Annotated in this window: 23 protein-coding genes; 19 read left to right on the top strand and 4 right to left on the bottom strand. The window is 36.1% G+C overall.

What is annotated here, in order from left to right; genetic code table 11:
• Window positions 1-150 precede the first annotated feature (150 nt).
• Entirely contained in the window at window positions 151-1,368 is a 1,218-nt protein-coding gene (locus tag PHO43_RS04705; RefSeq protein ID WP_288009035.1) for a proline dehydrogenase family protein, read from the bottom strand.
• Window positions 1,369-1,527: 159 nt separating this feature from the next.
• Between PHO43_RS04705 and pruA the strand changes: the two genes are divergently transcribed.
• From pruA to PHO43_RS04650, 11 genes are all read left to right on the top strand, one after another.
• Window positions 1,528-3,159 carry an L-glutamate gamma-semialdehyde dehydrogenase gene (pruA, locus tag PHO43_RS04700; RefSeq protein ID WP_053826037.1) on the top strand — a complete coding sequence of 544 codons (1,632 nt, stop codon included), beginning with the start codon at window positions 1,528-1,530 and terminating at the stop codon, window positions 3,157-3,159.
• 181 nt (window positions 3,160-3,340) lie between these two features.
• Window positions 3,341-4,045: a (d)CMP kinase gene (cmk, locus tag PHO43_RS04695; RefSeq protein ID WP_045089997.1), complete on the top strand. Its 705-nt coding sequence runs from the start codon at window positions 3,341-3,343 to the stop codon at window positions 4,043-4,045.
• Window positions 4,032-4,925 carry a 4-hydroxy-3-methylbut-2-enyl diphosphate reductase gene (locus PHO43_RS04690; protein ID WP_045089998.1) on the top strand — a complete coding sequence of 298 codons (894 nt, stop codon included), beginning with the start codon at window positions 4,032-4,034 and terminating at the stop codon, window positions 4,923-4,925. Before cmk ends, PHO43_RS04690 begins: the two co-directional genes overlap by 14 nt.
• Before the next feature lie 107 nt (window positions 4,926-5,032).
• Complete coding sequence (pfkA, locus tag PHO43_RS04685) at window positions 5,033-6,016, top strand: 6-phosphofructokinase (RefSeq protein WP_053826036.1); 984 nt, start codon at window positions 5,033-5,035, stop codon at window positions 6,014-6,016.
• Window positions 6,017-6,055: 39 nt separating this feature from the next.
• On the top strand, window positions 6,056-6,466 hold the full coding sequence (gene mce / locus PHO43_RS04680) for a methylmalonyl-CoA epimerase (RefSeq protein ID WP_045090000.1): 411 nt from the start codon (window positions 6,056-6,058) through the stop codon (window positions 6,464-6,466).
• Between the two features lie 36 nt (window positions 6,467-6,502).
• Window positions 6,503-8,065: an acyl-CoA carboxylase subunit beta gene (locus tag PHO43_RS04675; protein WP_045090001.1), complete on the top strand. Its 1,563-nt coding sequence runs from the start codon at window positions 6,503-6,505 to the stop codon at window positions 8,063-8,065.
• A 13-nt stretch (window positions 8,066-8,078) separates the two neighbouring features.
• A complete protein-coding gene (locus PHO43_RS04670) occupies window positions 8,079-8,984 on the top strand; it encodes an OadG family transporter subunit (RefSeq protein ID WP_288011485.1) in 906 nt (301 codons plus the stop codon).
• A gap of 35 nt (window positions 8,985-9,019) precedes the next feature.
• Window positions 9,020-9,451 (top strand): acetyl-CoA carboxylase biotin carboxyl carrier protein, encoded by a 432-nt coding sequence (locus PHO43_RS04665; RefSeq protein ID WP_045090002.1) that lies wholly within the window; start codon window positions 9,020-9,022, stop codon window positions 9,449-9,451.
• A gap of 15 nt (window positions 9,452-9,466) precedes the next feature.
• Window positions 9,467-10,624, top strand: a complete 1,158-nt coding sequence (locus PHO43_RS04660; RefSeq protein WP_045090003.1) for a sodium ion-translocating decarboxylase subunit beta — start codon at window positions 9,467-9,469, stop codon at window positions 10,622-10,624.
• Window positions 10,625-10,826: 202 nt separating this feature from the next.
• Window positions 10,827-11,978: a sodium ion-translocating decarboxylase subunit beta gene (locus tag PHO43_RS04655; RefSeq protein ID WP_045090004.1), complete on the top strand. Its 1,152-nt coding sequence runs from the start codon at window positions 10,827-10,829 to the stop codon at window positions 11,976-11,978.
• A 12-nt stretch (window positions 11,979-11,990) separates the two neighbouring features.
• Window positions 11,991-12,158, top strand: coding sequence for a hypothetical protein (locus PHO43_RS04650; RefSeq protein WP_157360180.1), 168 nt, complete (start codon window positions 11,991-11,993; stop codon window positions 12,156-12,158).
• Between the two features lie 38 nt (window positions 12,159-12,196).
• On the opposite strand, the gene PHO43_RS04645 is transcribed toward PHO43_RS04650, so the two are convergent.
• Both PHO43_RS04645 and PHO43_RS04640 read right to left on the bottom strand, forming a co-directional pair.
• Window positions 12,197-13,093, bottom strand: coding sequence for an NAD kinase (locus PHO43_RS04645; protein WP_045090005.1), 897 nt, complete (start codon window positions 13,091-13,093; stop codon window positions 12,197-12,199).
• Between the two features lie 4 nt (window positions 13,094-13,097).
• The gene (locus tag PHO43_RS04640) at window positions 13,098-13,475 is read right to left on the bottom strand and encodes a hypothetical protein (protein WP_052673188.1); all 378 of its coding nucleotides are present in this window, start codon (window positions 13,473-13,475) and stop codon (window positions 13,098-13,100) included.
• A gap of 148 nt (window positions 13,476-13,623) precedes the next feature.
• Between PHO43_RS04640 and PHO43_RS04635 the strand changes: the two genes are divergently transcribed.
• The 8 genes from PHO43_RS04635 to mnmL all read left to right on the top strand — a co-directional run bounded on the left by PHO43_RS04635 (window position 13,624) and on the right by mnmL (window position 21,632).
• A complete protein-coding gene (locus PHO43_RS04635; protein WP_045090006.1) occupies window positions 13,624-14,355 on the top strand; it encodes a pyridoxine 5'-phosphate synthase in 732 nt (243 codons plus the stop codon).
• A 67-nt stretch (window positions 14,356-14,422) separates the two neighbouring features.
• Window positions 14,423-15,139, top strand: coding sequence for a MotA/TolQ/ExbB proton channel family protein (locus PHO43_RS04630; RefSeq protein WP_052673189.1), 717 nt, complete (start codon window positions 14,423-14,425; stop codon window positions 15,137-15,139).
• A 20-nt stretch (window positions 15,140-15,159) separates the two neighbouring features.
• Window positions 15,160-15,567: an ExbD/TolR family protein gene (locus PHO43_RS04625; RefSeq protein WP_053826033.1), complete on the top strand. Its 408-nt coding sequence runs from the start codon at window positions 15,160-15,162 to the stop codon at window positions 15,565-15,567.
• A 25-nt stretch (window positions 15,568-15,592) separates the two neighbouring features.
• Window positions 15,593-16,378 carry an energy transducer TonB family protein gene (locus PHO43_RS04620; protein ID WP_045090008.1) on the top strand — a complete coding sequence of 262 codons (786 nt, stop codon included), beginning with the start codon at window positions 15,593-15,595 and terminating at the stop codon, window positions 16,376-16,378.
• A 120-nt stretch (window positions 16,379-16,498) separates the two neighbouring features.
• Window positions 16,499-17,044, top strand: a complete 546-nt coding sequence (locus PHO43_RS04615) for a DJ-1 family glyoxalase III (protein ID WP_045090009.1) — start codon at window positions 16,499-16,501, stop codon at window positions 17,042-17,044.
• A 158-nt stretch (window positions 17,045-17,202) separates the two neighbouring features.
• The gene (gene rpsA, locus PHO43_RS04610; RefSeq protein WP_288009050.1) at window positions 17,203-19,185 is read left to right on the top strand and encodes a 30S ribosomal protein S1; all 1,983 of its coding nucleotides are present in this window, start codon (window positions 17,203-17,205) and stop codon (window positions 19,183-19,185) included.
• 212 nt (window positions 19,186-19,397) lie between these two features.
• The gene (locus PHO43_RS04605; RefSeq protein ID WP_045090011.1) at window positions 19,398-20,684 is read left to right on the top strand and encodes a DUF418 domain-containing protein; all 1,287 of its coding nucleotides are present in this window, start codon (window positions 19,398-19,400) and stop codon (window positions 20,682-20,684) included.
• A 3-nt stretch (window positions 20,685-20,687) separates the two neighbouring features.
• Window positions 20,688-21,632, top strand: a complete 945-nt coding sequence (gene mnmL, locus PHO43_RS04600) for a tRNA modification radical SAM protein MnmL/YtqA (RefSeq protein WP_502867174.1) — start codon at window positions 20,688-20,690, stop codon at window positions 21,630-21,632.
• Window positions 21,633-21,701: 69 nt separating this feature from the next.
• Here the strand turns inward: mnmL and PHO43_RS04595 are convergent, their stop codons facing one another.
• Entirely contained in the window at window positions 21,702-23,000 is a 1,299-nt protein-coding gene (locus PHO43_RS04595; RefSeq protein WP_045090013.1) for a class II aldolase/adducin family protein, read from the bottom strand.
• Between the last annotated feature and the right edge of the window lie 70 nt (window positions 23,001-23,070).

Genomic DNA, 23,070 nt, shown 5'->3' with positions numbered 1-23,070 from the left:
ACATATGAGCGTGATTATGAAGATCAGATCGCTGAGGTACAAAAGAAAAGCCCTAAAAAATCATTCAGGGAATTTCTTCTGAATTCATCAAATGTATGGGAAGTTAAATAGTAATTAAAAAATATACAAGTTAAAAATTAAGAGGTACGATTATTCGTGCCTCTTTTCTTTTCTACGCTTTATCTCTGTTTCAATAAGTCGCAATTCCCTGCTTGTCTGACCTTTCATAGATGTATTCTCCTTAGCTCTTCTAAAGAGATATGGCATCATAGTTTTTACTTCTCCATAAGGTACATATTTTGCGACATTGTATCCATGTTCAGCAAGACTATAGGTAATATGATCACTCATACCATACAGTTGTGAAAAATATATTCCGGGGAAGTTTCTTGGAATACCATACTCATCAATTAGTCTTGCAAGCAGTAATGAACTTTTCTCATTATGAGTAGAAACCATAAAGTCTATAGTTTTATAATTTTCGATCAAATAATGAATGGCTGCATCAAAATCGTGATCAGTTGACTCTTTATCTGGCTGAATAGGTGATGGATAACCAAGTTCAATTGCCCGTTCACGTTCTTTTTCCATATACGCACCGCGAACAATTTTGAGTCCAAATTTAAATCCTTCATCCAAAGCTTTTTTATGATGAAGTTTAAGTCGCTCAAGTCCATCCCTACAGTATAACTGATAAGTATTTTGTACAATTGCTTTTTCACCATTATATTTTGACATAAGCTTTAAAACCATTTCGTCCAGAATTGGCTGAATCCATGTTTCCTCTGCATCTATAAGTACAGGGATACCTAATTCATATCCTCTTTTGAAGATTGAGGCCATTCTTTTTTCCACTCTGTTGAACTCCTCTTGTTCTTCATAAGAGAGAGCTTCATTTGCACTCACCTTTGCAAGAAGATCAAATCGCCCAATACCTGTAATCTTAAAAGCACTAAAAGGCACATTTTTGCTGTTAGCGGCAAATTCAATTGTTCGAATAATTTCATTACAAGTTGCGTCGAACAACTCATCCGAATCTTCACCCTCAAGTGCATAATCAAGAATAGAATCAACATTTCGACGACCCAGCTGAGCAATGGTTTTACTGCTATCTAAGATCGACATTCCACCCACAAAATGCCTGTAAATTGTCTTACGCAGTATACCCTTTACAGGGAAATGAATTGCAAAAGCAAGCTTTACGAGGAATTCACCTGTTTTAACCAAGTTCCTGCTGTTCATTACCTTAAAAAGCTGATACGCTTGTTTGAGACTGGAATCGGATAAATCACGAAATGCTAATTCAGTATTTTCCAAGTCTATAAATGATTCTTTTCTATCAGATAGTGTTGTTCTTTCGGTCTGCATGTGTGTCTGTTAAGTATTTAGATTCTGCAAATATAAATATTTTTTTGTATGTTTGTTTATCAAATATTAGCGATTTGGAGCAATTTATGTTTGAAAATTTAATCCTGAACTGCACTGTCAATGTAACGATGATTATTAACGACTAAATATAAATATATTATGCCAAAAGGTGTTTATAAATTACCTGAAATAAAAAATGAGCCTGTTTTGAGCTATGCTCCGGGATCAATTGAAAGAGAAACACTCAAAAAGACTTTATCAGAACTAAACAAAGGTGGACTTGACATACCAATGATAATTGATGGCAAGGAGATTCGTACTAACAACACTAAAGAGATACGACCGCCTCACAATCATCAAAATTTACTTGGTTATTATCATCAGGGAGATAAAAGTCATGTCCAAATGGCAATTGACGCTGCATTAAAAGCAAAACCATCATGGGAAGCAATGAACTGGGAAAGCAGGGCTGCAATATTTCTTAAAGCAGCAGATCTGATTGCAGGTCCATACCGCTCACAGTTTAATGCTGTAACAATGATTGGACAATCTAAAAACGCTTATCAGTCAGAAATCGATGCTGTTTGTGAACTAATTGATTTCTATCGGTACAATGTAAAAAACATGCATGAGATTTATAATATGCAACCAAACTCTTCACCCGGCATTTGGAATCGTATGGTGTGGCGACCTCTTGAAGGTTTTATTTTTGCTCTAACGCCATTCAATTTCACTTCAATTGCCGGAAATCTTGGTGCTGCTCCAGCATTAATGGGTAATACTGTAGTTTGGAAACCATCTAAAACAGCAGTTTATTCTGCACACCTTATAATGAAAGTTTTAAAAGAAGCAGGTCTGCCTGATGGCGTTATCAACCTAATTTATGTTGGTGGAAAAGAAGCCACTGATGTGATCTTTGATCATCGCGAATTTGCAGGTTTGCATTTTACAGGGTCCACCGAAGTTTTTAACAGCATGTGGAAATCAATTGCTTCAAACATTACAAAATATAAATCATACCCAAGAATTGTAGGAGAAACAGGTGGTAAAGATTATATTTTTGCAGAGAAAACAGCCAATGCAAAGCAGGTGGCTACAGCAATAACACGAGGTGCTTTTGAGTATCAGGGTCAGAAATGCTCTGCGGCCTCTCGTGCATATATTCCAATAAACTTATGGGATGATGTTAAAAAGTTTGTTGCAGATGATTTATCAAAAATCAAAACCGGTGTTGTTGAAGACTTCAGCAATTTTGTGAATGCTGTAATTGATGAAGAATCTTTTGACAAGCTTGCAAAAGTAATTGAGGATGCTAAGAGCTCGCCTGATACAGAAATTGTTTGTGGAGGAAATTATGATAAATCGACCGGGTATTTTATCTATCCAACTGTTATCCAGGCAAAGAGACCAGACTACATTACTATGAAAGAGGAACTTTTTGGTCCTATTATTACTGTATATGTTTATGATCCAGAAGAAATAGATGCTGTACTTGATCTTTTAGATAAGAGTACAGATTATGCTCTGACGGGTGCCATTTTCTCTTCCGACAGAGCTCAGATTGAAAAGCTTACTGCTAAGCTTACACATACTGCAGGTAATTTCTATATTAATGATAAGCCTACTGGTGCAGTGGTTGATCAGCAACCTTTTGGAGGTGGTCGTGGATCAGGTACTAATGATAAGGCAGGCTCGGTTTTAAACTTGCTACGCTGGGTGTCGCCACAATGTATAAAGGAGACATTTGTTCCTGCAACTGACTATATGTATCCGAATTTCATGGAAGAGTAATATCTTATTTATAAGAATAGCTTTTTTTTATATTTGTATGATTATTTTTGGGGGTCTAATTCCAGACCCCTATTTCGTTTTACAACAGGAACTGTTATCATCACTTTGCTTCTGTTAAATAAATCTTTCAGAAAAACATTATATCTTTGTGTATTGTTAAAGCTGTTGATTAGTATATTAGATGCACAAAAAAAGAATAAATATAGCAGTGGACGGGTATTCGTCATGCGGAAAAAGCACAATTGCAAAGGGATTAGCTAAGAAGTTAGGTTATACATATATTGATAGTGGAGCTATGTATCGTGCAGTGGCTCTGTTCGCGATAAGGAACGGGTGGATCACAGACCAAATGATGGATGAGAAAGCCATAATAGAACATTTATCTAATATAAAAATCACTTTTAAACCAAATTTATCTGGAGTTCAGGAGACATTCCTGAACGATGAGAATGTGGAGAAAGAAATACGTACGCTAGAAGTGGCTAATGGAGCCAGCAGAGTAAGTACATTGGCAGCTGTAAGGAAAGAGATGGTTCGTCAGCAGCAAGAAATGGGAATAAATAAAGGTGTAGTAATGGATGGCAGGGATATTGGTACAGTGGTGTTCCCTAATGCAGAAATGAAGCTTTTCATGACCTGCTCACCAGAAATCAGAGCAAAACGCAGATATGACGAAATGGTATCGAAAGGAGAGTCGCCACTTTATGAGGATGTATTAGCAAACGTGAAGGAGCGTGACTTGCGTGATACAACCAGAGAAGAAAGTCCTTTAAGACAGGCTGAAGATGCTATTGTTCTTGATAACTCAGAAATAGGCATTGATGAACAGCTGATATGGGCTTTAAATATGTTTAATAAAATCACAGGTAATAATGAACAAAATTGAAATAGACAAAGGTTCCGGATTTTGCTTTGGAGTTGTTAAAGCAATCAACAAAGCAGAAGAAGAACTTAAGAAGAATGGAACACTATATTGTTTAGGTGACATTGTGCACAATAATATTGAGGTAGAACGACTGGAGAAAATGGGATTAATTACAATTGACCATGAACAGTTTAAAAAATTGAAGAATGTACGTGTATTACTGAGAGCTCATGGTGAACCACCAAGCACATATGAAATAGCTAAGGAAAATAATATAGAGTTGATAGATGCTTCTTGTCCAGTAGTTTTAGGACTTCAGAAGAAAATCAAAAAGAGATATAACCTCAGGGTTGATGATGATACTCAGATAGTTATTTATGGCAAAAAGGGGCATGCAGAGGTAAATGGCTTACTTGGACAAACAGCTGAAACAGCTATAATAATTGAGAGTAAGGATGATATTGAAAAACTCGACTTTACTCGAGACATTAATCTTTTTTCACAAACGACAAAATCGCTGGATGGCTTCTTTGAGTTAGGAAATTTAATACGCAGCAGAATGAAAAATGGTGCAAAACTGGAGTTTTTTGATTCTATTTGCCGCCAGGTATCCAACCGTGTTCCCAATATACAGGAGTTTGCGGCAAAACATGATCTGATAATTTTTATAGCAGGTGAAAAGAGCTCGAATGGCAAGGTGTTATTTTCAGAGTGTAAAAAGGTGAATCCAAACTCCTATTTTATTCATTCACCTGAGGAGGTGAGACCGGAACTTATTGGAGAATATACGAATATTGGCATTTGTGGCGCAACTTCAACACCATTATGGCAGATGAAAGCGGTTGCCGAAAACATATCGAAATTAAAGCCAGAAATGAACATTACAGAAGCTGCTTTTTAAGCAGCTTTTTTTTGTCTCATCATTTAAAAAAATGTATCTTTGCACCTTATTGAATTTAAAGGTATTTGAGCATTTTTTCAAATCAGTTACAAGGTAAACAATCAATTATGGACTCAAACATAAAAAGTGTTGGCATCCTTACTTCCGGAGGAGATGCGCCGGGCATGAATGCAGCAATCAGAGCTGTAACCCGTGCAGCTATTTTCAATGGTATGACTGCATATGGTATTTACCGTGGCTTTAAAGGTTTGATAACAGATGAAATAGAAGAATTCAAAACCAATAGTGTTAGCAATATAATACAACAGGGAGGAACAATTCTAAAGACTGCACGCTCTGATGAGTTTTTAACAACAGAGGGCAGACAAAAAGCTTATGACAACATGAGAAAATATGGAATTGACTCATTAGTTGTTATAGGTGGTGATGGATCGCTTACAGGTGCTGCAGTTTTTGCCAATGAGTTTAATATACCTGTAGTTGGAATGCCTGCAACAATTGATAATGACCTTAATGGTACTGATACCACCATAGGATACGATACTGCACTGAACACTATAATGGATGCCATGGATAAAATCAGAGATACTGCCACTTCGCACGAGAGACTCTTTTTCGTAGAAGTTATGGGACGTAACTGTGGTTTCCTTGCTCTTAATAGTGCTATTGCCTCGGGAGCCGAAGCAGCAATTATTCCTGAAATCAGTATTGAAAAAGACCAGTTGGGTGAACTTATACAACAGGGTTTCCGTAAATCTAAAAGTAGCAGTATGGTGCTGGTAACAGAGAGTGAAGTTACAGGTGGAGCTATAAAACTAGCTGAACGTGTAAAAAAAGAATATCCACAGTATGATGTGAGAGTGACTATTCTTGGTCATTTACAAAGGGGAGGAACTCCTACTGCACAGGACAGAATTCTTGCCAGCCGAATGGGTGTTGCTGCAATTCAGGCTTTACAGGAAAATCAGCGTAATGTGATGATAGGAATTCACGAAAACGAGATCGACTATGTTCCTTTTAAAAGAGCTATTAAGAAACAGAAAGATATAAGTGAAGAGATGCTAGAGGTATTACGCATATCTTCAATTTGATCTATATTAAAGATTCATCAATAAAATAAAATCATTTATATGGAAATTACACACATCGAACACATTGGCATTGCTGTTAAAAGTATCGAAGAACAGCTACCTTACTATGAAAACATACTTGGTTTGAAATGTTACAATATTGAAACTGTAGAAGATCAAAAAGTAAAGACTGCCTTTTTTATGGTTGGACAGACAAAAATTGAACTTTTAGAACCAACCAGTGAAGATAGTACAGTTGCAAAATTCATAGAAAAAAAAGGTGAGGGAGTTCATCACATTGCATATGCAACCAAAAATATTAATGATGCACTTAAAGAGGTGGAATCAAAAGGTGTAAAGCTAATCGATAAGGAAGGTCGTGCAGGTGCAGAAGGACTTACAATAGGATTTCTACACCCTAAATCAACCGGTGGTGTACTTACCGAATTTTGCGAACATCCAGAGAAATAAGAAAATAAACATACACAATATAACAAACTTAATCTTATGAGTAACCAACTTGATAAAGTAAAAGAGCTTATAGAACTTCGTCAAAAAGCTCGTTTAGGTGGTGGTGAGAAAAGAATTGAATCCCAACACACTAAAGGAAAATACACAGCACGTGAACGAATCGACATGCTTCTTGACCATGGAAGCTTCGAAGAGTTTGATATGTTCGTAGAACATCGTTCTTATAATTTTGGAATGGAGAAGAACAGATTCCTGGGAGATGGTGTAGTAACCGGATACGGAACTATAGAGGGTCGTTTGGTATATATTTATGCACAAGACTTTACTGTTTCTGGCGGTTCACTATCTGAAATGCATGCTCAGAAGATTTGTAAAGTTATGGATCAGGCCATGAAAATGGGTGCACCTGTTATCGGTATTAACGACTCTGGTGGTGCTCGAATTCAGGAAGGTGTTAATGCACTTGCAGGTTATTCTGAAATATTTCAGCGAAACATTCTTGCATCTGGTGTGATTCCTCAGATTTCAGGTATTTTTGGTCCTTGTGCCGGCGGCGCAGTATACTCTCCAGCACTTACAGACTTTATCCTGATGACTCAAGGAACTTCCTATATGTTCTTGACTGGCCCTAAAGTTGTAAAAACAGTTACAGGTGAAGATGTTACACAAGAACAGCTTGGAGGTGCAAGTGTTCATACTACAAAATCAGGTGTAGCTCATTTTTCTGCACAAACCGAAGAGGATGGTATGAAGCTTATTCGTAAACTACTAAGCTATATACCACAAAACAATGTTGAAGAAGCTCCACTAGTTATTACTGATGATCCAATTGACCGTTTGGAAGATAGCTTGAACGATATTATTCCTGACAGCCCTAACAAACCATACGATATGTATGAAGTTATTGGAGCGACTGTTGACAATGGCGAATTTTTAGAAGTGCATGCAGATTATGCCAAAAATATAATTGTTGGTTTTGCACGCTTTAACGGAGTTTCTGTTGGTGTTGTTGCTAACCAGCCTAAATTTCTTGCAGGTGTTCTTGATATTAATGCCTCAAGAAAAGCAGCACGTTTCGTTCGTTTTTGTGATGCATTTAATATTCCACTTGTTACTTTTGTTGATGTTCCTGGTTTTCTACCCGGTACAGGACAGGAGTATGGAGGTGTAATTACTCATGGTGCAAAATTACTCTATGCCTACGGAGAGGCTACTGTACCAAAAATTACAGTTACACTTCGTAAATCCTATGGTGGTGCTCATATCGTTATGAGTTGCAAACAACTTCGTGGTGATATCAACTATGCCTGGCCAACTGCAGAAATTGCAGTTATGGGTGCTGACGGAGCTGTTGAGGTACTCTATAATAAAGAGATTGCAGCGGAGAAGGATCCTGAAAAACAAAGAGCAGTAATAGAAGAGAAGAAGAAAGAGTATAATGATCTCTTTACAAATCCTTATGTGGCAGCTCGATATGGCTATATTGATGATGTAATTGAACCAAGAAATACAAGGTTCCGTATAATACGTGCATTACAGCAATTACAGACTAAGAAGCTTGAGAATCCTGCTAAGAAGCATGACAATTTACCACTATAAAAAGCAGATGTATATGAGAATTTATAAACTGTTCATATCTCTTTTCATCACTGCATTTCTATTTATCGGATGTAACTCAGATATTGAAAATCCAAAATGGGTTATAAATGAGGTGATGGTGACAAATGAAACTAATTTTGTAGATGATTTTGGACAACGTAACGGATGGATTGAGATATACAATAATACTGCAGGTACAATGGATTTAGGAGGACGTTATCTGACTAATGACCGTAACAATCCAACAAAATATCCAATTCCAAGAGGTGATGTTCTCACAAAAGTTAAACCACGTCAACATGTCCTTTTCTGGGCTGACAATGAACCATTTAACGGAACCTTTCATGTAAACTTCAAATTAGATCCAACTAAAGAGAATTATATAGCTTTATATGATAATGACGGGAGAACGTTACTTGATGAGATAATTATTCCAGCAGATGTACCTGCTGATCGTACTTACGGGTTTCCAAAGGATGGAATTAAATATAATGAGGAGGGTAAAATTAACGCCGTTATACTGGATAGGGTAACTCCAAGCAGCAATAATGCCATATTGGAAGAAAACCCCAAAGTAATGGATATGCGTGTAAATGACCCTTGGGGTGGAATGCTTACAATTACAGCAATGTTGGTAGTGTTCTCTGCATTAATTGGTCTATACTTTTTCTTTAAATTATCCGGAAATATCGCAACCAGGATTTCTAAGAGAAAAATTGCCAAGAGTGGAACACTCTCTGCTGTTCGTAGTCAGACTCACCTTTCCGGTGAAGTATTGGCTGCAATTTCTGCCGCACTATATGAAATTAAAGAGGATCAGCATGATATAGAATCAACGATTTTAACAATCAGACAGGTAAAGAGAGACTACTCTCCTTGGAGTGCTAAATGGAAATCACTAAGAAAATTACCTAAATAGAAAAAATATTAAAGAATTACACAAATAGAAATAGTATGAAAGAGTTCAAATATAAAATAAACGGTTCACCATATAGAGTAGTGGTAAATAAATCCGACGATGAGATTGTGGAACTTGAGGTTAATGGTACACCATTCACTGTGGAACTACAACCTAAGACCAAGAAGCCTAAGGCTGTGGTTCAACGCCACACTGCTGAACCTGTACAAACAGCACCTTCTACTTTGGTTACAAGACCATCTAGTACATCTGGCAAGAATACGATTCAATCTCCTCTACCGGGGGTTATTCTGGATATAAAATGTAATGTGGGTGACACAGTGAAAAAAGGACAAACCCTGATGATTCTTGAAGCAATGAAGATGGAAAATAATATTCTCGCTGATGGTAATGGCAAAATAGCTGAAATTTTAGTCCAAAAAGGAGACTCAGTTCTCGAAGGAGCTAACCTTGTAGTAATCGAATAAACCAGGGAGAAGAATATGAATACATTACTATCTTTAGCAGATAATTTACGAACCTTTTGGGGCTATACCGGATTTTACAATGTGGAGTCAGGGCATATAATTATGATCTTAATTGGATTGGTATTTATATACCTTGCAATAACAAAAGAGTACGAACCTCTTTTGCTTATTCCTATTGGATTTGGTATACTTATTGGTAATATCCCATTTAATGAAGCCGCTGGATTGCAAATTGGTATTTATGAAGAAGGATCTGTATTTAACATCCTTTACCAGGGTGTTGTTCAGGGGTGGTATCCACCTCTCATTTTCCTTGGTATTGGAGCTATGACAGATTTCTCTTCATTAATAGCAAATCCTAAACTAATACTTATTGGTGCTGCATGTCAGTTTGGTATTTTCGGTGCATATATTATAGCTATCGAATGGGGTTTTGCACCAAATGAAGCTGGTGCAATTGGTATTATTGGTGGTGCTGATGGACCGACCGCGATATTCCTAACATCAAAGCTAGCGCCACACTTGCTAGGTGCTGTGGCTATTTCAGCATACTCCTATATGGCACTTGTACCTGTTATACAACCACCTTTCATGAGGTTGTTAACGACAAGCAAAGAGAGAAGCATGAAGATGAAAACTCCTCGTGTGGTTTCACAAACAGAAAAGGTTCTATTCCCCATAATGGGACTTCTGCTTACTGCATTTTTAGTGCCTTCAGGACTCCCACTTCTTGGTATGTTGTTCTTCGGAAATCTTCTAAAGGAATCTGGCGTTACACGTCGTTTGGCAGAAACCGCACGCGGTCCGCTGATTGATACTATTACAATTCTACTTGGGCTTACAGTTGGTGCATCTACTCAGGCAACAACATTCCTAAGAATAGAATCTCTGAAAGTTTTCCTAATTGGTGCATTATCATTTGTAATTGCAACTGTTGCGGGAATACTCTTCGTAAAAACATTCAATCTTATTTTGCCGAAAGATAAAAAAATTAATCCACTAATAGGAAATGCAGGGGTATCAGCTGTACCAGATGCAGCAAGGATATCTCAAACACTTGGATTAGAATATAATCCATCAAACTACCTGCTCATGCATGCGATGGGACCAAATGTTGCCGGTGTAATTGGATCAGCTGTTGCTGCAGGTATTTTACTTGGTTTCTTATATTAATAATCCGATTGGGTAAATTAAACTAATTTTATTTTAATAATTAGTTAACTCCTAACGGAATAGAATGTATCTTACAAAGAAAAGATGTCTTCATGAAACAAATATGAGTAAAGAGATATTATAAATATCTCTTTACTCTATTAATAAGTCTTTGTATTTTTGAAAGTTACATATCATTATATTACTGAAAAATTTAATTACTATGGAATTAGAACAGTTATTACCTGCTATATCAGGAATGACATGGCAACATCTGGTTATGATAGGAGTTGGATTAATACTCATTTATCTGGCCATTGTAAAAAATTATGAGCCCACACTCCTATTACCAATGGGATTTGGAGCAATATTAGTAAACATACCTTTATCATCTGCGATAACACAAATTGATCCGGCTACCGGTGAAACTTTAGAGGGTGTTCTAAACGTTTTTTTTGATGCCGGTATTGCAACTGAAATCTTTCCGTTGCTGATTTTTATTGCTATCGGAGCGATGATCGACTTTTCACCACTTTTCCGTAACCCATCGTTGCTTCTGTTTGGAGCAGCAGCTCAATTTGGAATTTTCCTAACAATGGTGTTTGCTGCGCTACTTGGTTATGACATTAGAGAAGCAGCCTCAATTGGAATAATTGGTGCCGCTGATGGACCAACCTCTATAGTTGTAGCGGCTCGCTTTGCTCCAAATCTTCTTGGACCTATTTCAGTAGCGGCTTACTCTTATATGGCTTTGGTTCCAATTATTCAGCCTCCTGTTATCAGATTGCTAACCTCCAGAAAAGAAAGGTTGATACGAATGACAGGTAATAACAATAAGAAAATTTCTAAAAAAGCTCTGATTGCATTTCCAATAGTTATTACAATTGCAGCTGGAATTATAGCTCCTTCATCACTCGCACTAATTGGATTCCTGATGTTTGGAAACTTAATACGTGAATGCGGCGTTTTGAACAAGTTATCTCTTTCTGCACAGAATGAACTATCAAGCTTGGTGACTATTCTTCTTGGAATAACAATAGCTAGTACAATGACAGCTGAAAGATTTATAAGGATTGACACTCTGATTATAATAGCATTGGGGCTGTTTGCTTTTGTTTTTGACACATTTGGAGGTGTCATCTTTGCTAAGTTTCTGAATATGTTTAGAAAAGACGGAAATAAGATAAATCCAATGATTGGAGCATGCGGTATTTCAGCCTTTCCAATGTCGGCAAGGGTTATACATCAAATGGGACAGAAAGAGGATCCTTACAATTACCTGCTCATGCCTGCTATAAGTGCAAATGTAGGAGGTCAGATAGGATCTGTTGTTGCAGGTGGTATAATTTTAACTTTAGTTCCTTTATTGGCTTAAAATCGATTTAACATGACACCAACATTACAAACAACATTATTAGTGGCATTAATAGGTATAGTGGGAATCTTTTTATTCATGTCCATCTTTTATCTGCTTATAAAAGGACTTGATAAATGGCTACCTTTTGAAGATGAAAGGTCTAAGCAGGATTTGGTTGTAGACGAAACTGAAGAATAAAATAACAGACATTTAAGTAGGTTAAAATTTTTTTTGTACTATTTATTTTGTTTTCTTACATCTGCACCCCACATAAGTTTGTCTCGCAGTGTTTCAAAGAAAGTATGCCCGACCCTTTTTACTACTCGTAAGGTATAGTCAGCTTTTCTGACCTGAATACTTACTGTTTCGTCTAAAACACGTGACTGACCATCTACTGACACAAGAAACATATGGCTGCGGCTCTCTATTTTAAGAGAAATTATACTACTGTCATCTACCACAAGAGAGCGTGAAGTAAGATTATGTGGTGCAATAGCAGACAAAATTATGCTGGGAGTAGTTGGTGATAAAATCGAACCTCCAATACTTAAAGAATATGCAGTTGAACCGGTAGGAGTAGAAATAACAAGTCCATCAGCCTGATATGATGTTAAATAATCGTTATTAATATATGCATGTATTGAAAGCATTGAAGCAGTATCCTGCTTTAAGATTGCTATCTCATTTAAGGCATTGGTATTGAAATGATTTGGGGGGAACACTTCATCTGTTGTCATTTTTAGAAGCGTACGATCCTGAACTTTATAGTCACCTCTCATAACTTCTGAGAGTGTATCTTCAACATCTGAATAATTAATAGCTGCAAGAAAACCCAATCTTCCGGTATTTATACCCAGAATTGGAATACCTGTATCACCTACAGTAGCAGCAGTGCGTAAAAATGTACCATCACCTCCTACACTGACAACCATATCCACATCAGGTAAGGTTTCAGCTAATTCACAGATAGGGTCTAGCAATTGTCTTATATTGCCGGGTAGTGAAATGTAAAAATTCTCAGGGAGATACAGTTGACCTCCATGTCTCTTAATTGCATCGCAAACCCCGTAAATTTGTTCTTCTGCTTTTGCAGACCTATCGGGGAACATACTTCCAAATAGTGCAAACTTCATTTATTCACATATCTAAGTAATACATCAATTCGTCAAGTCTCTCTTTCTGCTTATCAGTGACTTCACCCTCTTTCATAAAAAAATAAGTTACGTTATAATTGAACCTTTCAAAACTTCTCAATATAGTAGTAAGATCTGAAATATCAAGTTTAAGTGATACCAGAAGTTCACTGCCTCCAGAAATAGGTAGTGTAGAAAGTGAAATCACATGTGCATTATTACTCTCTACAATTCGTGCAATCTCAGTAAGGGTGTAATCTTTAATGGGCATTTCCAGAATTATAAGAGAGTTCTCAGCTTCCGAAAGCTCACTGAATTGTTCAGGTGTAAGTGGTTTACTAAAATTTTCCACTTGTTTTTTGATAAATTCTTTCGTTGACATTGAGAAAATGGTTATTTCGTATTACTTTTGTATCAGCTTTACAAAGATGGCAATTTTTTGCTTATTTGAACCTTCTTATAGTTTTATTTTAATTTTATTTTTAAAATCTTTTTAGGTTTATTTCTTTGTGAATTAAGTATACAAAAATATGACTAAACTTAGTGTAAATATCAATAAAATAGCTACCCTAAGAAATGCACGCGGAGGTAATATTCCAGATGTGATAAAAGTAGCGATTGATTGTCAGGCATTTGGAGCCGAAGGAATTACTGTTCATCCAAGACCAGATCAAAGACATATTAGATACTCTGATGTTTTTGACTTGCAGTCTAAAGTAAAAACAGAGTTTAATATTGAAGGAAACCCCACCCCGGAATTCATTTCTCTTATTGAAAAAATACGACCTTCTCAGGTAACTTTAGTGCCTGATTCTCACGATGCTATAACCTCTAGCTCTGGATGGGACACTATTACCCATAAAGAATTCTTATCTGAAGTTGTTAGTAAATTTCAATCTATGGGAGTAAGAACATCTATTTTTGTTGATCCCAACCCTGATATTATACGAGCTGCATCACAAATTGGAACAGATAGGATTGAGTTATACACCGGTCCTTATGCAGAAGAATTTATCAAAAACAAAGAAAAAGCTATCTCTCCATACATTGAAGCAGCTAAACTGGCAAAGAATCTTGGATTAGGTGTTAATGCCGGTCATGACCTAAATCTTGATAATCTCAACTATCTATACATCAATATCCCATGGATTAAGGAGGTCTCTATAGGTCACTCACTTATAAGCGATGCCCTCTATATGGGATTAGAAAAAACAATAAAAGCGTATAAAGATTGTTTAAAAGCTCCACAACCTGAGGATTAAATATCCAATTTTTATATCTTTAGCAATTAAAGTAATCTAATTTATTCAATAATAGTATACTATCGGTATGATTTTTTTGCAATTACCTTCACCAGCTGATACAGCACAGGCTATTTACAACACGATGCAGCAGACAGCTGCAGCAGCAGAAACTGAAACAATAACAATGAATGCATTTGATCTGGCCTTAAAAGGTGGCTGGCTTATGATTGTTTTGTTAATTCTATTGTTAATGTCAATTTATGTTCTCATTGAAAGAACATTGGTGATTAATAAAGCAGCAAAAGAGGATAATTCATTTATGAATCGCATAAAAGATTATATTCACGATGGTAAAATAGATACTGCAATAAACCTGTGCCGTAACACTGATACACCAACAGCCAGAATGGTCGAAAAAGGTATATCGAGGCTAGGCAGACCAACTGCAGATGTTATGTCAGCAATTGAAAACCAAGGTAATATTGAGATCTCCCAACTGGAGAAAGGATTGCCGGTATTGGCTACATCTGCTTCTGGCGCACCTATGGTTGGATTCTTAGGTACAGTAACCGGTATGGTGAGAGCTTTTATGGATATGGCCAGTGCAGGTGCAAATGTGAATGTAAATATTCTTTCTACAGGTATATATGAAGCTTTAGTTACTACTGTAGGAGGTTTGATTGTTGGTATTATTGCTCTATTTGCTTTTAACTATCTTACAACACGTATTAAAGGTATTGTAAATAATCTGGAGCGTAGGATTATGGAATTCATGGATATATTAAATGAACCTGCAGTTTAGCACATTAAAGTAAATTCGAAATGGCTTTAAAACAAAGATTTACAATTGAGACCAATTTTAGTATGGCATCTATGACAGATGTGATTTTTCTACTGTTGATTTTTTTCATGATCACATCTACAATTGTTACACCCAATGCAATTCAGGTTGCATTACCCAGAGCTCAACAACAAGCTCAGGTAAAACCTATAACACGTGTAACTATTGATAAAGATCTCAACTATTATGTAGCTCATGGTAATGATACAGAAAGACAGGTTACATTTGAAGAGATAACTCCATTCCTGCAACAGGCATATAATGCCGATCCGGGAATATTTGTGGCTCTTTACGCTGACGAAACCGTTCCTTACAGGGAGATCGTGCAAATACTTGATATTGCAAATCAAAACCAGTTTAATATGGTTTTAATGACTCGACCAAATTAAACAATTTTCTATTATACATAGCAAGATGCAAATTACAAGGGAAGAGATTGGTGGAATAGTAGGTACAACAATATTTGCAATATTGCTGGCTCTTCTTTTGCTTTTCTCATACTTTACAATGGCATCACCTCCTGAAGAGCTAGAAGGTGTACCTGTTATGTTTGGTTCAATAGAAGATGCATTTGGATATGTCGAGCCACCTATGACAGAAATAACTCCTATACCAACTCAGGAACTACAGATACCAGAATACTCACCAAATGAGCCTTTAATTACTCAAACGACTGAGCCTACTATTGATGTTGAAGCTTTACGTGAAGAAGAACGCAGGCAGACGGCTTTAGCTGAGGAACGCAGGAGAATTGAAGAAGCTGAAAGAATCAGACGACAGGAAGAAGCAAGGAGAAGAGAAATAAATGAGCAAATGTCAGGACTTTTCGGTGAAAGTTCTGGTAGTCGCGGTAATACTCAAGGTGAAGGTACACAAGGAGTATCAACAGGAAACTCATCTCAAGGCTCACCTACAGGAACCGGAGGTATAGGTTCTTATGACCTCGGAGGTCGAAGCCTTGGAAGTGGAGGATTGATTCAACCAAGATATACGGTGAACGATTACGGCACTGTGGTTGTTAATATTACAGTAGACCCTGCAGGGAATGTTATTCATGCAGAAATAGGCCGAGGTACAAACACTCCAAGTGCAACACTTAGGAATGAAGCATTGCGTGCTGCAAGAAATACAAAGTTTAATTCAATAAACTCTGCAAATAACCAGCAGGGTACTATTACTTATCGTTTTAATCTGAACTAATAAGTAACTCAACATAGAGGAGATGTTTATTTACCTCATTCTGTAAAGTTCAGATAATTACTTGCAAATAAGATCAATTAGTAATGTCTCCAATCATAATTGGATTTAAATGTGAAAAATATGAAGAAAGTAGCACTATTTTTAGCAAATGGATTTGAAGAAATTGAAGCGTTAGGTATAATTGATATTCTAAGAAGAGCTCAAATTCCGGTTCTCACTGTTTCAATAACAGATGAAAAAGTTGTTACCGGTGCACATAATGTTAAAGTCATAGCTGACACAACATTCACTGAAACCGATTTCAAAGATATTGAAATTCTTGTTCTACCTGGTGGTATGCCTGGAGCAAAACATCTCAATGAACATGATGGTTTAAAAAACCTTATTAGTGAGTATCATTCTAAAGGCCAACAGATTGCCGCTATTTGTGCTGCACCAATGGTTTTGGGAGGATTAAGAATCTTAGAAGGAAAAAGAGCTACTACTTATCCTGGATTTGAACCTGAACTTATTGGAGCAAATATTACAGGTGAAAATGTTGTAGTTGATGAGAACATAACAACAGGCAAAGGCCCTGGTTTAGTATTTGAGTTTGCATTAAGACTTGTGGAACAAATTGCAGGCCTGCAAGTTCGTCGTGAAGTACAAAGCGGACTACTTCTTTAATGATCAGACTCTCTTTTTTGGTGCTTTTCAAGCACTTATTGAAATGAAATTACCGGTGCAAAGAATTGGTTATTAATAAAAAACCAATTATCTTTGCACCGCTTTTTTAAACAACATAATGTCTCACTTATTTAATTAAAACAATTTATCAACAACAAATGACTGAAAACCTAAAAAATGTAGCACCCATAGAAGATTTCGATTGGGCTGCTTATGCTCAGAATGATTCTTATAGCAAAGAAAACAGAGAGAAGCTTGCAGAAAGCTACGACAATACACTGAGCAAAATTAACGACAAAGAGGTCGTAACTGGTATTGTTACCTCCATGAATAAACGCGAAGTAGTTGTAAACATCGGATATAAATCTGATGGTGTGGTTTCAATGAACGAATTTCGTTATGATCCTGATCTTAAGGTTGGTGACGAGGTAGAAGTATACATTGAAAGCCAAGAAGATAAAAAAGGACAATTAATCCTTTCTCACAAAAAAGCACGCGCATCTCGCGCATGGGATCGTGTGAATGCAGCATTAGAAAACAACGAAATTATAAAAGGATATATCAAATGCCGCACTAAAGGTGGTATGATTGTTGATGTATTCGGTATCGAAGCATTCTTACCGGGATCTCAGATAGATGTGAAACCTATCCGTGATTACGATATGTTTGTTGATAAAACGATGGAATTCAAGGTAGTAAAGATTAACCCTGAATATAAGAACGTTGTTGTATCGCATAAAGCTCTGATAGAAGAGGAATTAGAACAACAGAAGAAGGAAATTATTTCTAAACTGGAAAAAGGACAAGTACTTGAAGGTATTGTTAAGAATATCACATCTTATGGTGTATTCGTTGACCTTGGAGGTGTTGATGGATTAGTTCATATAACTGACCTATCTTGGGGCCGTATCCAGCATCCGGAAGAAGTTGTTAAACTTGATGACAAAATCAACGTTGTTATTCTCGACTTTGACAATGAGAAAAAACGTATCGCTTTAGGTTTGAAACAGCTCACTCCACATCCATGGGATTCACTTAGCGAATCATTAAAAGTGGGTGATATTGTTAAAGGTAAAGTAGTTGTAATGGCCGATTACGGTGCGTTCGTAGAGATAGCTCCAGGTGTTGAAGGTTTAATCCATGTGTCAGAAATGAGCTGGACACAACATCTTCACAGTGCTCAAGATTTCATGAGTGTGGGTGATGAAATAGAAGCTGTAATTCTAACACTTGATCGCGAAGAGCGTAAAATGTCACTTGGCGTTAAACAGCTTAAACCAGATCCATGGGAAAGTATTGAAGAAAAATTCCCAGTTGGAAGTACACACAAAGCTAAAGTACGTAACTTCACTAACTTTGGTGCCTTTGTTGAAATAGAAGAGGGTGTAGAAGGATTAATCCACATATCCGACCTTTCATGGACAAAGAAAATCAAACATCCGAGTGAAGTAACTGAAATTGGCTCTGAAATTGAAGTTCAGGTACTTGATATAGATAAAGAAAACCGTCGCTTAAGCCTTGGACACAAGCAGCTTGAAGAAAATCCTTGGGATGTATTTGAAACTATATTTACTGTAGGTTCAGTTCACGAGGGTACAATAATTGAAATGCTTGATAAAGGTGCTTTAATTTCATTACCATATGGTGTTGAAGGATTTGCTACTCCAAAACATCTTATAAAAGAAGATGGCACACCAGTAGAGGTTGACGAAAAGCTTGACTTTAAAGTAATTGAGTTTAACAAAGATGCAAAACGTATAATTGTTTCTCATAGCAGAATTTTCGAAGATAAAGTAAGCGAAGAAGCTAGAAAGAAAGGTAAACGTACCAGCAAAAAAGAAGGTGGCATAGAAAATATAGCAGCAACTCCTGCAATTGAGAGAACAACTCTTGGAGATATTGAAGAGCTAGCTGCATTGAAAGAAAAACTGGATAATCAGAAGGTTGAAGCTTTCAAGAAAGAATCTATGAAAAAAGCTGAAATAGAAGCTGAATCAGTAACTGAAGAAGTTGACACCGAAATAGCTGAAGAAAATGCTGTAGCAACAGAAGATGCAAATGTAGAAGTTAAAGAAGAAACTAAATCTGAAGTAGAATCTGAAACTGAAACTGAAGCTGATAATAAAGAAGATAAAGAATAAATTTTCTAATCAATAATTAAAAAGGGTAATTCGCATCATGAATTACCCTTTTTTATTTTCCTTAAAAAATTATCTATTTGTAAACTATATCTATAATTGTATTAAGCAGATTTTAAATAAACAGGTTTCATAAAAATTGCATTGTTTGAAACTTAAACTGACTATTGTTTGTTTATGGGAATAGTAATAATTGTTACAAATACGAAAAATAAATGGAGGCAATAAAGTCAGCTCATGTACCTGCAAAACGAATCAACGTAATAGATGCACTAAGAGGATTTGCATTACTGGGAGTAATCCTAATTCATATGTTGCAGTATTTTGGTTACTCAACTGTAAATACTCATGAAATATCCAGGTTTCCGTTGTTAGATAGGATAGTTCAGATCCTCGCTAATAATATAATAGCTGGACGTTTTATAAATATATTCTCATTCCTTTTTGGGCTTAGTTTTTTTATACAAATGGATCGCGCATCTAAAAAGGGAATCGATTTTCGCAGTCGTTTTCTTTGGAGAATGGTTATACTATTTGTAATAGGTTTGGTAGGTACAATGTTTACTTATATGGATATACTCACAATATATGCATTTTTCGGATTATTTCTTGTTCTGTTATTTCCATTGAAAAATTGGTTACTAATTATACTAACAGGATTAATATTATCGGGATTACCACTAATGACTATTACCGGATTTGATAATATAACACTAAAAAAATCAGTACCTGTTTCATATGATATGCCATCTGAGTCTTTCTCAAAAAGCGAAATAGCAGAAATCACAGCAAATGAAAATGAGGCATTTAACAATAGAACATTCTTCGGAACAGCCAAAGATAATTTGACTAATAAAACGAAAGATAAGTTGAAATTTCAATTCGCTTTGAGTTCACGGGGTTATGTAACCTTTGCTCTTTTTTTATTAGGACTTCTAGTAGGTAGGTCTGGATTTTTTGAAAAGGTTAGTATTAGAAGAAAAAAAAATATCATTTTATTAGCAGGTTTTTTTATAGCATCTGTTGTTATTGAAGTAATTGGTAAAATAATTACTCCCAGTGAACCTATCAACCTACTAATGCATATCTCGCTTGGACAACAGGTGCCATTATCCTCAATCGTTACATCAACATTGAATGATTTAGGGTCGCTGACAGAATCCGGCATATTGGTAATGGGATTCATTGTATTATATCAGACTAAAGCTTTTGGTAAATACCTTGATATTTTATCTTCGTATGGACGCATGGGATTGACAAATTATGAGATTCAAAATATAACAGGAGCCATACTGTTTTCAACCTGGGGTTTTGGTTCCTTCTTTGGAAAATTAGGTTTTACAGAATTATTTATACTTGGATTGATAATATATATTTTACAAATTATAATTAGCAGGCAGTGGATGAAACACTTCTTATATGGTCCTCTCGAATGGCTTTGGCGTTCTGGCACATATATGAAATGGCAACCATTCACCAGAAGAAAAACAATAAATATTTAAAAAATGATTTTTAATAATAAACCATATAGAGACTTTTCAGAATATCTTTCCAGCAGATTCCCATACAAAGTTCAGAAAATATCAATAAATGCAGGATTCACATGTCCTAACAGGGATGGATCTAAAGGTCGCGGTGGTTGTACTTATTGTAACAACCAAAGTTTCAGTCCTGGCTACGGGAAACCAACAAGAACTATTTCTGACCAGCTGGCTGACGGTATAAATTTTTTCTCTCACAAGTATCCGGAAATGAAATACCTTGCTTATTTTCAATCATATACTAACACTTATGATCTGCCGGAAACACTAATTGAAAAATATGAGGAAGCTCTCTCATATCCTGGAGTTGTTGGATTAATTGTAGGTACACGACCCGATTGCATGTCGGATGATCTATTGGATTATTTTGAAAGTCTAAGTAAAAAAACTTTTGTTTTATTGGAATATGGAGTAGAATCAACTTTAAATAAAACATTAGAAAGAGTTAACCGTCAGCACACATATGAAGAGTCTGCAGAGATGATTTTAAAAACTGCGGAAAGAAATATACCTGTAGGTGCACATATGATCCTTGGTCTTCCCGGAGAAACTAAGGAAGAAATTATTCATCATGCTGACAGACTCTCCGAATTACCACTTACAACACTGAAACTTCATCAACTACAGATTATTAGAGGTACCGCTATGGCAAAGGAGTATAGACTCCTACCTGAATCTTTTTATCTTTTTGAACTTGATGAATATATAGATCTATGTGTAGATTTTGCAGAAAAATTAAGTTCTGATATTTATATAGAACGTTTTACTTCTCAGTCTCCCTCTAAGCTTTTAATTGCCCCTGAATGGGGATTAAAGAACTATGAAGTAAGAGAAAAAATAATTAAGAGATTCAGAGAAAGAGGTACTTGGCAAGGTAAACTATTCACTAATAAAATCTCTGTTATATAGTCTAAAAAAACCTCTGCACAATTTGTTTATTTGTGCAGAGAAAAAATAGTTTATGTTCATTTAATTAACTTATCTCACATTGAAAGCAACTTTCAGATCTTCTATCTCTGAATCGCCTATTGGTTGCAAAGAACCTATTGAAGATGCCATAACTAAAGAGTTAGCAGAAAATTCAGCTACTTCAAGATAGTCAAAACAGTTCAACAATTTGTCTCCAGTAATAAATACACTATCGTTCTCTACAAGAACAGCTCTGTTTTTATTAAACATTTTTGCGACACTGTCTACATCATTGTATATCAATCCAAAATGAATCGATGGAACATCCTGAAGGAAGATCCAACTTTCCGGAATTGTTCTTACATCAAATTTACTACCACTCACTGCATGAGCCATTAGATTAACAGGTTGAGTGCATATAATAGAATTGATATGCGGATTTAGCTGGTATATCCTTTGGTGCAGTGCAACTGAACGACTTGGGGTTTTACCTGCTTCAGCCATTCCATTTTTAATCTGTACTATATCATTTGGTACAATATCCCATCGAGCGATATTACTCGGTGTAATCAGAAAATCATCTCCTCTCCATCTGGTTGAAACAGTACCATACGTTGAAATCATCAAACCTTGGTTGCAAGCTCTCCGTATAATTTCAACCATTTCAGTCCTAATAGCTCTCTCATCAGAAGGATATTCTATATCCATAAAATGCGATACATTTGTAGGAAGATGATTTACATACTGCGAAACCTGCTCATCAGACAGATAATTTACCTGACCTAATCTTTTAGCGTTGATTATAGTGCGACAGCAAAATTCGAGAGTTTCAAAACGCTGATATGCGTCCATCATGTCTGTACCACCCAGAACCACACCATGATTCTCCATTATTACTGCTTTATAGCGGGTATCTTTGAACTCATCTGCAATTTTCTCACCAAGATCTTCACTTCCTGGAGTCGCATAAGGAGCAAAGCCAATATCACCGCAAATATTATTTGCTTGCGGAACTATCTTGGTATCTGGCACTATTCCTGCTATACTAAATGCTACAAGAGCAGGTGGATGTGCATGTATTATTGATGTGATTTCAGGTCTTTCATTATAAATTGCTTTATGGAATGGCAATTCTGATGAAGGTTTGTGTTGACCTAAAATCGTACCATCCCTTTTCACCTGCATTATATCTTTAACTGTAAGTGAACCTTTATCCACACCAGAAGGAGTAATCCAAATATCTCCATTTTTATCTCTAATTGATATATTACCACCTGATGTAGTTGTCATCCCACTTCTGTAAATTCTGTCAATAATCACCTTAATCTGTTCAGCAGGATGCATTAATTTAGTATCTAGTTGTTTCATAATTCAGAGTCAAAATATATATTTCCAATTTTGGAGTGTAAAGATACATAAAATAAGAGAAAAGGGGATT

Source organism: Lascolabacillus sp. (assembly GCF_028696275.1).
GTDB classification, from domain to species: Bacteria; Bacteroidota; Bacteroidia; order Bacteroidales; family Dysgonomonadaceae; genus Proteiniphilum; species Proteiniphilum massiliensis.
Note: the sequence above shows the minus strand (reverse complement) of the source record. Positions and strands in the feature narration are given on the sequence as shown.

Excerpts from the sequence above, each read along its gene's own strand:
- PHO43_RS04645 (WP_045090005.1), bottom strand. The coding sequence starts at position 13,093 with ATGAAGTTTGCACTATTTGGAAGTATGTTCCCCGATAGGTCTGCAAAA.
- PHO43_RS04605 (WP_045090011.1), top strand. The coding sequence starts at position 19,398 with ATGGAGGCAATAAAGTCAGCTCATGTACCTGCAAAACGAATCAACGTA.
- pfkA (WP_053826036.1), top strand. The coding sequence starts at position 5,033 with ATGGACTCAAACATAAAAAGTGTTGGCATCCTTACTTCCGGAGGAGAT.
- PHO43_RS04620 (WP_045090008.1), top strand. The coding sequence starts at position 15,593 with ATGCAAATTACAAGGGAAGAGATTGGTGGAATAGTAGGTACAACAATA.
- pruA (WP_053826037.1), top strand. The coding sequence starts at position 1,528 with ATGCCAAAAGGTGTTTATAAATTACCTGAAATAAAAAATGAGCCTGTT.
- PHO43_RS04615 (WP_045090009.1), top strand. The coding sequence starts at position 16,499 with ATGAAGAAAGTAGCACTATTTTTAGCAAATGGATTTGAAGAAATTGAA.
- PHO43_RS04675 (WP_045090001.1), top strand. The coding sequence starts at position 6,503 with ATGAGTAACCAACTTGATAAAGTAAAAGAGCTTATAGAACTTCGTCAA.
- rpsA (WP_288009050.1), top strand. The coding sequence starts at position 17,203 with ATGACTGAAAACCTAAAAAATGTAGCACCCATAGAAGATTTCGATTGG.
- mnmL (WP_502867174.1), top strand. The coding sequence starts at position 20,688 with ATGATTTTTAATAATAAACCATATAGAGACTTTTCAGAATATCTTTCC.
- PHO43_RS04635 (WP_045090006.1), top strand. The coding sequence starts at position 13,624 with ATGACTAAACTTAGTGTAAATATCAATAAAATAGCTACCCTAAGAAAT.
- PHO43_RS04630 (WP_052673189.1), top strand. The coding sequence starts at position 14,423 with ATGATTTTTTTGCAATTACCTTCACCAGCTGATACAGCACAGGCTATT.
- PHO43_RS04665 (WP_045090002.1), top strand. The coding sequence starts at position 9,020 with ATGAAAGAGTTCAAATATAAAATAAACGGTTCACCATATAGAGTAGTG.
- PHO43_RS04660 (WP_045090003.1), top strand. The coding sequence starts at position 9,467 with ATGAATACATTACTATCTTTAGCAGATAATTTACGAACCTTTTGGGGC.
- PHO43_RS04705 (WP_288009035.1), bottom strand. The coding sequence starts at position 1,368 with ATGCAGACCGAAAGAACAACACTATCTGATAGAAAAGAATCATTTATA.
- PHO43_RS04655 (WP_045090004.1), top strand. The coding sequence starts at position 10,827 with ATGGAATTAGAACAGTTATTACCTGCTATATCAGGAATGACATGGCAA.
- cmk (WP_045089997.1), top strand. The coding sequence starts at position 3,341 with ATGCACAAAAAAAGAATAAATATAGCAGTGGACGGGTATTCGTCATGC.
- PHO43_RS04670 (WP_288011485.1), top strand. The coding sequence starts at position 8,079 with ATGAGAATTTATAAACTGTTCATATCTCTTTTCATCACTGCATTTCTA.
- PHO43_RS04625 (WP_053826033.1), top strand. The coding sequence starts at position 15,160 with ATGGCTTTAAAACAAAGATTTACAATTGAGACCAATTTTAGTATGGCA.
- PHO43_RS04595 (WP_045090013.1), bottom strand. The coding sequence starts at position 23,000 with ATGAAACAACTAGATACTAAATTAATGCATCCTGCTGAACAGATTAAG.
- PHO43_RS04650 (WP_157360180.1), top strand. The coding sequence starts at position 11,991 with ATGACACCAACATTACAAACAACATTATTAGTGGCATTAATAGGTATA.
- PHO43_RS04690 (WP_045089998.1), top strand. The coding sequence starts at position 4,032 with ATGAACAAAATTGAAATAGACAAAGGTTCCGGATTTTGCTTTGGAGTT.
- mce (WP_045090000.1), top strand. The coding sequence starts at position 6,056 with ATGGAAATTACACACATCGAACACATTGGCATTGCTGTTAAAAGTATC.
- PHO43_RS04640 (WP_052673188.1), bottom strand. The coding sequence starts at position 13,475 with ATGTCAACGAAAGAATTTATCAAAAAACAAGTGGAAAATTTTAGTAAA.